Origin of the sequence: Leuconostoc litchii, from assembly GCF_008107645.1 — a bacterium.
In the GTDB taxonomy this organism is placed as follows: domain Bacteria; phylum Bacillota; class Bacilli; order Lactobacillales; family Lactobacillaceae; genus Leuconostoc; species Leuconostoc litchii.
Genome location: NZ_SDGY01000002.1, coordinates 25,728 through 34,908, shown reverse-complemented (window position 1 = coordinate 34,908; position 9,181 = coordinate 25,728). Strand labels below are relative to the sequence as shown.

Here is a 9,181-nt window from a genome sequence, read left to right as displayed (position 1 = left end):
GTAAAGCTGGTCGAGATGGAGCAAATGGTGAAGATGGCCTTGCTGGAAAGAACGGAACGGATGGGAAGCCAGGTCAAGATGGCCGTAACGGGTTAGATGGTATTGCTGGAAAGAACGGCTCCGACGGGAAACCAGGTCGAGATGGAGTAAATGGTCAAGACGGCCATGACGGAAAAAATGGAATCGATGGTAAAGCCGGTCGAGATGGAGCAAATGGTGAAGATGGCCTTGCTGGAAAGAACGGAGCGGATGGGAAGCCAGGTCAAGATGGCCGTAACGGGCTAGATGGTATTGCTGGAAAGAACGGCTCCGACGGGAAACCAGGTCGAGATGGAGTAAATGGTCAAGACGGCCATGACGGAAAAAATGGAATCGATGGTAAAGCTGGTCGAGATGGAGTAAATGGCGAAGATGGTCTTGCCGGAAAGAACAAAGTTGACGACAATGAGAACTATTACAATAATCAGGTAAGCTTCATGGATGAAAATAATTATGCTGATTGCTCAATCGTTGATAACCATAGTTTTGAATATGTTCAAGAATATCCTTTGGCGGCAACGACTAATAATATCACAGAAAATAAGAGTGTTGTCTTATCGAAATACGATGAGATAAAAACAGATGATCCACTTAAATTAAACAATCTTGCAGCAGATTCTGATGAGAATATTTCAAAGCAAGAACAAGTTGATAAGACCAATATTTTTCCAAATAATTATTTATCATACCAACCTGCGTTGAATGAAAATGGCCTTCAAAACATGGACCAACCTGACATATTATTTGATAAAAATAAGTTCAGTAAAAATAGTGAGCAAATGAACACTACATTAACTATGCTACCCAAAACAGGCAGAAGTGCATTTTCTTTGATAGAAAATATGTTAAATTTTCTAATTCTAGTAATTTTGTTTGCATTGTTTAATCTATTCAAAAATAAATTAAAAAACATTAAAATTTAATTAGTTTGTGATTCATATTTCGATATTATGAACTTAAGTAATTAGCGTTGTTAATTATCATTTGATAAATTAATGACGCATTTTTTATAATAAAATTAATATTATGAATATTAATTTTATCGCTAGAATAGTTGGTTTTACAATGTTTTTTTAAAATATTTCTAATATATGTGGAATTTTTTACTGTTTTTACAAATGAATTAAGTTATAATTTTTCAGTGTAATAGGAAGCGAATATTATAAGGGAGAGAATTTATGACGTTCAAAGAAGAAGTATTGCGTAAAAAGCTGTATAAAGTGGGGAAAAACTGGGTTGTAGGTGCTACTTGTGCATTAGCAGTAGGGTTAACATTTGCTTTATCTGCACAGAGTGTTTCTGGTGATAGTAATATCGTATCAACAACTGACATTCAAAAGTCCGACACGACAATCACGACTGATGATAATCAGAAAGAAAAATTAGCTTCACCAACAACTGATAATAGTGCAACTGCTGAGAATGGAACAAATGGGTCTGCGGAAAAGCTGGATGGAAAGGAACCTAATAGCAAACAAGTTGTTGGTCAAACTGTTGATGCTACTCAAAATGAATCGGTGACAACTAATACAGCTGACAATAGTACTGATAAAAAAGAAACTGACAGTACTAACAAAGATGTGACTGAAAGTACTGATAAAAAAGAAACTGACAGCACTAACAAGGATGTAACTGAGAGTACTGATAAAAAAGAAACTGACAGCACTAACAAGGATGTAACTGAGATTACTGACAAAAAAGAAGCTGATGTTCAGAAGCCGAAAATTACAGAGCAGAGTGGTGGAAAATATGTCGAAAAAGATGGTCAGTGGTATTACTATCTAAATGATGGCCAAAATGCTAAAGGTTTATCAAAAATAGATAATAATACGCAATATTTTGACAATTCAGGTGTACAAGTCAAAGGACAATTTGTCACTATTGATAATTATAATTATTATTTTGACAAAACCTCTGGTAACGAATTAACTGGTTTACAAAATATTGACGGAAAAACTATTGTATTTAATAGTGAAGGACAACAATTATTTAATCAGTACTATCAAACTGACAATGGTGCTACTTACTATGTTGATGCAACAGGACAAGCGGTGACAGGCATCAAAAATATTGACGGCAAAAATTATTATTTTGATGATCTTGGTCAATTGAAAAAAGGTTTTTCTGGCGTGTTTGACGGACAAATAATGACCTTTGACCAAAAAACTGGTCAAGAAGTATCAAGTACGACATCAGAAATCAAAGAAGGACTGACAACACAAAATACTGATTATAGTGAACATAATGCTGTAAATGGGACGGATGCTTCTAATTTTGAAAATATTGATGGTTATTTAACTGCTAGTTCATGGTATCGACCTAAGGATATATTACGGAACGGGACTGATTGGGCGGCCTCTACGCAAACTGATTTCAGACCAATATTGTCTGTCTGGTGGCCTGATAAGCAAACACAAGTCAACTATCTTAACTATATGGCTAACCTAGGCTTTATTAGTAATTCGGATAACTTTGCTTCGACGGACAATCAATCACTATTAAATGAAGCAAGTGATTATGTTCAAAAGTCAATTGAAATGAAAATCAGTGCGCAGCAGAGTACAAATTGGCTAAAAGATGCAATGGCAGCTTTTATTGTGACACAACCACAGTGGAACGAAACAAGTGAAGATATAAAAAATGATCACTTGCAAAATGGTGCATTAACTTTTGTTAATAGTCCGCTTACGCCGGATGCTAATTCAAACTTTAGATTATTGAATCGTACACCAACGAACCAAACTGGGAAACAAGCTTATAATTTAGATAATTCAAAGGGTGGCTTTGAGCTGTTGCTGGCAAACGACGTTGATAATTCAAATCCAGTTGTGCAAGCAGAGCAATTGAACTGGCTTTACTACTTAATGAACTTTGGAAGCATCACGGCAAATGATGCGGATGCTAATTTTGATGGTATTCGTGTAGATGCCGTAGATAACGTTGATGCTGATTTATTACAAATTGCTTCAGATTATTTCAAATTAGCATATGGTGTTAATAAAAATGACGAAACAGCAAATAAGCATCTTTCGATATTAGAAGACTGGAGTCATAACGATCCACTTTATGTAACGGATAAAGGAAATGACCAGCTGACCATGGACGACTATATGCATACACAACTCATTTGGTCGCTAACGAAGTCATCTGACATTCGTGGTACAATGGCACGCTTTATGAATTATTATATGGTGGATCGTTCAAATGATAGTACAGAAAACAAAGCTATTCCTAATTATAGTTTTGTTCGTGCGCATGATAGTGAAGTACAAACAGTTATTGCTCAAATTGTGTCGGATCTTTACCCTGATGTTAAGAATAGTCTAGCACCTACGGCAGAACAATTAGCGGCTGCTTTTAAGGTCTATAATGAAGACGAAAAATTAGCCGATAAGAAGTATACGCAATACAATATGGCGAGTGCTTATGCTATGTTGCTAACCAACAAAGATACCGTACCACGTGTATACTATGGCGATCTATATACAGATGACGGGCAATACATGGCCACAAAGTCACCTTACTTTGATGCCATCAACACACTTTTAAAAGCTAGAATCCAATATGTTTCTGGCGGACAATCAATGGCCGTTGATAATCATGATGTGTTAACTAGTGTACGTTATGGTAAAGGGGCTATGACATCTTCAGATGAAGGGACAGAAGAAACTAGAAACCAAGGTGTTGGTGTGATTGTTAGTAACAATGCCTCATTAAAACTAAATGATGATACGGTGACGCTTCACATGGGAGCAGCTCACAAAAACCAAGCCTATCGTTCATTATTAGCAACAACAGCGGATGGATTAGCTTATTATGATACCGATGACAATGCACCGGTTGTGTATACAAATGACAATGGTGATTTGATTTTTACAAGTCAATCAATTTATGGTGTACAGAATCCACAAGTGTCTGGTTATTTAGCAGTTTGGGTGCCCGTAGGTGCTCAAGCAGGACAAGATGCACGGACGAGTTCGGATTCGTCAACATCTACAGATGGAAAAGTATTCCATTCAAATGCGGCACTTGACTCTCAAGTGATATATGAAGGATTTTCTAACTTTCAAGCATTTGCCACAGAAGATAGCGACTATACTAACGCTGTGATTGCCCAAAATGCAGATCAATTCAAGAATTGGGGTGTTACAAGCTTCCAATTGGCGCCACAGTATCGTTCTAGTACAGACACAAGCTTCTTGGATTCAATCATTCAAAATGGATACGCTTTTACTGATCGTTATGATTTAGGTTACAAGACACCAACAAAATATGGTACAGTTGACCAATTGAGAGCAGCAATTAAAGCCTTGCATGCTAATGGCATTCAAGCCATTGCAGATTGGGTTCCAGACCAGATTTATAATTTGCCAGGTCAAGAATTAGCTACAGTGACCAGAACAAATTCATTTGGTGAGGATGATACATCATCTGACATTGATAATGCGCTTTACGTTGTTCAAAGTCGTGGTGGTGGTGCATATCAATCAACATATGGTGGTGCGTTCTTGGATAAATTGAAAGCATTGTATCCAACTTTGTTTGAAACACCACAAATTTCTACTGGATTGCCAATTGATGGTAGTGTAAAAATTACGGAGTGGGCTGCAAAATATTTCAATGGTTCAAATATTCAAGGTAAAGGTGCTGGATATGTATTGAAAGATGTAGGCTCAAATAAGTATTTCAAGGTTGTTTCAAATACAAAAGATGACGATTACTTACCTAAACAATTAACTAATGACTTATCCGAAACAGGTTTCACACATGATGATAAAGGCATTATTTATTACACATTAAGTGGTTATCGCGCTCAAAATGCGTTCATTCAAGATGATAATAATAACTATTATTACTTTGATCAAACAGGACATCTAGTTACTGGTTTACAAAAAATAAATAATCACACATATTTCTTTTTGCCAAATGGGATTGAATTAGTTCAGAGTTTCTTGCAAAATGCGGACGGTACCACGGTTTATTTCGATAAAAAGGGGCAGCAAATATTTGGACAGTATGCTACAGATCAGAATGGTGTTGCTTATTATTTTGACAATACTGGTGCAATGGTTCGCTCAGGATTTGCAACAATAGATGGTCATCAGCAATATTTTGATAAAAATGGTGTTCAAGTTAAGAATCAGTTGGTCACGGCAACTGATGGATATAAGTACTACTTTGAACCTGGGAATGGTAATATGGCTGTTCTAAAGTTTGTCAAAAATAGCGATGGTCAATGGTACTATTTTGATGATAACGGACACGCAGTTACTGGCTTACAGACTATTAATGGCAAGAGTCAATACTTTTATAGTGATGGTCGTCAAAGTAAAGGGCAGTTTATCAATATCAATGGGGACACTTTCTATACAGATGATGCGAATGGTTATCTAGTAACTGGTGTGCAAAAAATAAATGATACGACTTATATTTTTGATCAAAGTGGTAATTTAATCAAAAATCAATATTATCAACTATCCAATGGCAAGTATGTTTTGTTGGATAATGACGGCCATGTTACCACAGGATTCGTGAAGCAAAATAATGAATTAAGATATTTTGATGTAAATGGTGAACAAGTTAAAGATTCTGTCATTGTTGATCCAAACACTAAATTGAGTTATTATTTCAATGCTACTGATGGTTTGGCAGTTAAAAATGATTATTTTGAATATCAAGGTCAGTGGTATTTAACAGATAGTAATTACCAACTAATCAAAGGATTTAAAGCAGTTGATGGTAACTTACAACATTTTGATGAGGTGACAGGTGTACAGACTAAGGATAGTTCACTAGTTAGTGCACAAGGTAAATCTTATCAATTTGATAACAATGGTAACGCTGTATTATAAAAGTAAAAATTTGTGTTTCTTAGCTCAAAAAGCAAAAGTCATCAAGACTTTTGCTTTTTTCATTGCTGAATAGATTGAATTTCCTTGATAATATCTGACAGTTTGATTTTGTTCATTTCTTTTTCAGCAGATTCCTGTACTTGTTGGTAATATTTGTCTAATGTTGTTTGAATATGGCGACCGATATTGCAGTTGGGATTCGTTTTAGTATCGATTTTTAAGAAGTCGGTTTCTTCTTCGACCGCGCGATAAATATCTAACAAACTGATTGTATCAGCTGGCCTAGCTAATTGGGGGTTAGCGCGTCCATTACTGGAAATCAGGCAACCTTCATTTTTTAATTGTGCCATGATTCGTCGTATAACAACAGGGTTTGAATTAACACTTTTAGCAATTTGCGTGCTTGATAAATCAGTACCTTGATTAATGACAATGTAAGTCAAAATATGAATGGCATCGCTGAGTTTAGTAGAGTTTTTCATGGTTTTCTTCACTTTCTAGAATTAATTGAATAATTTTTCTTGACATTTTTTCGTGTAAAGTAGTATGATTTACCTGTAACAATATATGTTACAGTTTATAAGAAAATTATACTACAAATTGAAAGAGGTGTCACACATGGCTAACCAAGACTATATTACAACAATCAAACAGAGGCGCTCAATTTACGCGTTGGGTAAAAATGTTACGGATACAAAGGAAGAGGTTACTGAGCTAATTCAATCCGCAATTAAAGAAACACCAAGTTCTTTTAACAATCAAACTGTTCGTGCGGCTATTTTATTTGGCAAATCATCTGATAGTTTTTGGGAAATTGTTGCTGAAAAGTTGAAAGCAGAAGTACCCGATGAAGAAAGCTACAAGGCAACACGTCAAAAAATTGATAGCTTCAAAGCCGGAGTTGGCACAATATTATACTTTACAGATAATGATATTGTGAAGCAATATCAAGAACAATTTGCGTTATATGCTGAAAATTTTCCAGCTTGGGCTGAACAAGCTAATGGAATGGCTCAAATCAATGTTTGGCAAGCTCTGGCAACAAAACAGATTGGTGCTAGCGTGCAACATTATAACCCTCTAGTGGATGAAGCTGTGCGTGCTACATTTAATATTCCAGAATCATGGCACTTACGTGCTCAAATGCCATTTGGTTCGATTGAAGCAGCAGCTGGTGAAAAAGAATATATAGCTGATGGAAATCGTTTTAAGATATTTGAATAATTAATCGAGTGAAGGAGACAAAGATGGTGACTAAAATAGGTATTATAGGCGCAACAGGTATGGCTGGTTCAGCTGTGTATCAAGAAGCACAAGCACAAGGGTTCGATGTTACGGCAATCGTAAGATCTCACGAAAAAGCACAAAATGTGCTCGGACAAGAAGTCAAAGTACTGGAAAAAGATGCATTTAGTTTAACAAAAGAAGACTTGTTACAATTTGATGTTATTGTCAATGGATTTGGGACTAACCCAAAATTAGCATACCAACATACGGATTTAGCTGCACATTTGATTAAGTTATTAAGAGAAACTAATACACCGCGAATTATTTTTATTTTAGGGGCTGGTAGTTTGATGCTTGGTTCAGACAATCATTTGTTATTAGAAGATCTTAAGAAGTTACCGGATGCAGCATCTTGGGTTGCTATACCAGATAATCAAAAGAGAGAACTAGATTTCTTGCGTAATGTTGACAATGTCAACTGGACTGGTGTATCACCGGGCATTACTTTCCAACCTGGTGAAGCCAAAGATGTTAAGTTAGGTCAAGATTATCTTCTTTTCGATGATCAGAAGGAATCAATCACAAACAGTGGCACGATGGCCAAAGCAATAGTATCAGAAATTAGTGAACCAACATTTGAAAAAACAAGATTTACTGTAATTAACGCTTCATAAAAAATAGGTACTTGAAAGCAACATTGATTGATTTGTTGCTTTTTTGTTGTATCATATAATTTATTTGATAATTTTTTGTAATATTTAGACATATTTTATAATGTAAAGGAGAGAGTTATGTTGCATTTTTTAACAGCTGTTGTATTTATCGGTTTAATAGCAGGAATGATATCAGGTATGGTTAAGATAGGTTGGGAAGCGATTTTACCGCCTAGAACCAAAGAAAGAGATGAAACTAATCCCCCTCAAAGGTTACTGCAGCAGATGGGTATGCCACGTAAATGGACGCACGCCTATGTTCATTATTCATCTGATCAAAAGGTTTATTTTGTGGCGCTAATCTTGCATTTTTCTTTTTCTGTTGCATTTGCTATTCTTTTTGTTTTTTTGAACCAACTATTTCCTATAGTTAGTTTGTGGCAAGGTAGTATATATGGTATTGTTATTTGGATTATTTTTCATATTATTATTATGCCTGCTACAAAAACAGTTCCTACGGCACTGAATCAGCCATTTGCTGAGCACTTTTCAGAGTTTTTTGGGCACATTGTATGGTCTTGGTCAATATATATAACGATGGTAGCATTAATTGTATTGACGAATTGGCTACCAAATTATTAATTAAACAATTATATAAATAATGTATATTAAGTATTTTTAGACAGCGTTTTTATTAATTAATGTAATATTTTTGTAACAATGCAACGGCACAATGTAATACATGATGAAGAGAATAATAATAGTAAGCGCAATATTAACTGGAATATCTTTGGCTATTTTTGGGACACAATTAGAAACAGAAAGTCAGCCATCTGAAGCTGCCACTATGAACCAAGCAGTCCGTGTTAAGACAATTAAGTCTACTATAACATCTGTTAAAAACGTTAAGATTTTTAAAGCAGAGAATGTTAAGAAACCGATAGCTTCTAGTGAAAATCAAAAAGTTGCAAACAGTTCAAATGTTGCACAAACAAATCAACCAAAACAAGAGTCATCTGTAACAAATAATACAGTTTCTGAAACAAGTGATAAAGCACAACCCGTGAGCTTAACTAATGAAGATCAACCAACACAAGTAGTTGAAGAGCAGCCGGCTGTTACTAATCAAGCAGTACAGGCCGCCTCGACTCTACCAGTTGTTTCATCTGATATTCAATGGTTAATTCAGCATGAGAGTGGCGGCAATGCCAATGCACAAAATGGTGCTTATTATGGTATTGGTCAACTTAGTGAAAGTTATTATGCACAATATGTACCGGGACAAGACTACCATGGTAACTATGCAGTTCAATTAGAAGCAATGCAAAAATACATTGCAGCAAGATATGGTACAGTTTCTAATGCTATTGCCCACTGGCAAGCTAATAATTGGTATTAATCAAACACGTA

Annotated in this window: 6 protein-coding genes and 1 pseudogene; 6 read left to right on the top strand and 1 reads right to left on the bottom strand. The window is 35.6% G+C overall.

Annotated features, from left to right (window positions below):
• A pseudogene (locus tag ESZ47_RS06375) lies at window positions 1-962 on the top strand (hypothetical protein); the annotation flags it as partial.
• A gap of 255 nt (window positions 963-1,217) precedes the next feature.
• A complete protein-coding gene (locus ESZ47_RS06370) occupies window positions 1,218-5,891 on the top strand; it encodes a glycoside hydrolase family 70 protein (protein WP_148605829.1) in 4,674 nt (1,557 codons plus the stop codon).
• A 59-nt stretch (window positions 5,892-5,950) separates the two neighbouring features.
• Here the strand turns inward: ESZ47_RS06370 and ESZ47_RS06365 are convergent, their stop codons facing one another.
• Window positions 5,951-6,373, bottom strand: coding sequence for an Rrf2 family transcriptional regulator (locus tag ESZ47_RS06365; protein WP_148605827.1), 423 nt, complete (start codon window positions 6,371-6,373; stop codon window positions 5,951-5,953).
• 136 nt (window positions 6,374-6,509) lie between these two features.
• Here ESZ47_RS06365 and ESZ47_RS06360 point away from each other — a divergent pair, with 136 nt between their 5' ends.
• From ESZ47_RS06360 to ESZ47_RS06345, 4 genes are all read left to right on the top strand, one after another.
• Complete coding sequence (locus ESZ47_RS06360) at window positions 6,510-7,115, top strand: nitroreductase family protein (RefSeq protein ID WP_148605825.1); 606 nt, start codon at window positions 6,510-6,512, stop codon at window positions 7,113-7,115.
• Window positions 7,116-7,138: 23 nt separating this feature from the next.
• Window positions 7,139-7,792, top strand: a complete 654-nt coding sequence (locus ESZ47_RS06355) for an NAD(P)H-binding protein (RefSeq protein WP_148605823.1) — start codon at window positions 7,139-7,141, stop codon at window positions 7,790-7,792.
• A gap of 117 nt (window positions 7,793-7,909) precedes the next feature.
• Window positions 7,910-8,413 carry a DUF1440 domain-containing protein gene (locus ESZ47_RS06350; RefSeq protein ID WP_148605821.1) on the top strand — a complete coding sequence of 168 codons (504 nt, stop codon included), beginning with the start codon at window positions 7,910-7,912 and terminating at the stop codon, window positions 8,411-8,413.
• Window positions 8,414-8,513: 100 nt separating this feature from the next.
• Entirely contained in the window at window positions 8,514-9,170 is a 657-nt protein-coding gene (locus tag ESZ47_RS06345; protein WP_148605820.1) for an aggregation-promoting factor C-terminal-like domain-containing protein, read from the top strand.
• Window positions 9,171-9,181 lie beyond the last annotated feature (11 nt).

Coding starts and splice junctions, on each gene's coding strand:
- ESZ47_RS06370 (WP_148605829.1), top strand. CDS start 1,218: ATGACGTTCAAAGAAGAAGTATTGCGTAAAAAGCTGTATAAAGTGGGG.
- ESZ47_RS06365 (WP_148605827.1), bottom strand. CDS start 6,373: ATGAAAAACTCTACTAAACTCAGCGATGCCATTCATATTTTGACTTAC.
- ESZ47_RS06360 (WP_148605825.1), top strand. CDS start 6,510: ATGGCTAACCAAGACTATATTACAACAATCAAACAGAGGCGCTCAATT.
- ESZ47_RS06355 (WP_148605823.1), top strand. CDS start 7,139: ATGGTGACTAAAATAGGTATTATAGGCGCAACAGGTATGGCTGGTTCA.
- ESZ47_RS06350 (WP_148605821.1), top strand. CDS start 7,910: ATGTTGCATTTTTTAACAGCTGTTGTATTTATCGGTTTAATAGCAGGA.
- ESZ47_RS06345 (WP_148605820.1), top strand. CDS start 8,514: ATGATGAAGAGAATAATAATAGTAAGCGCAATATTAACTGGAATATCT.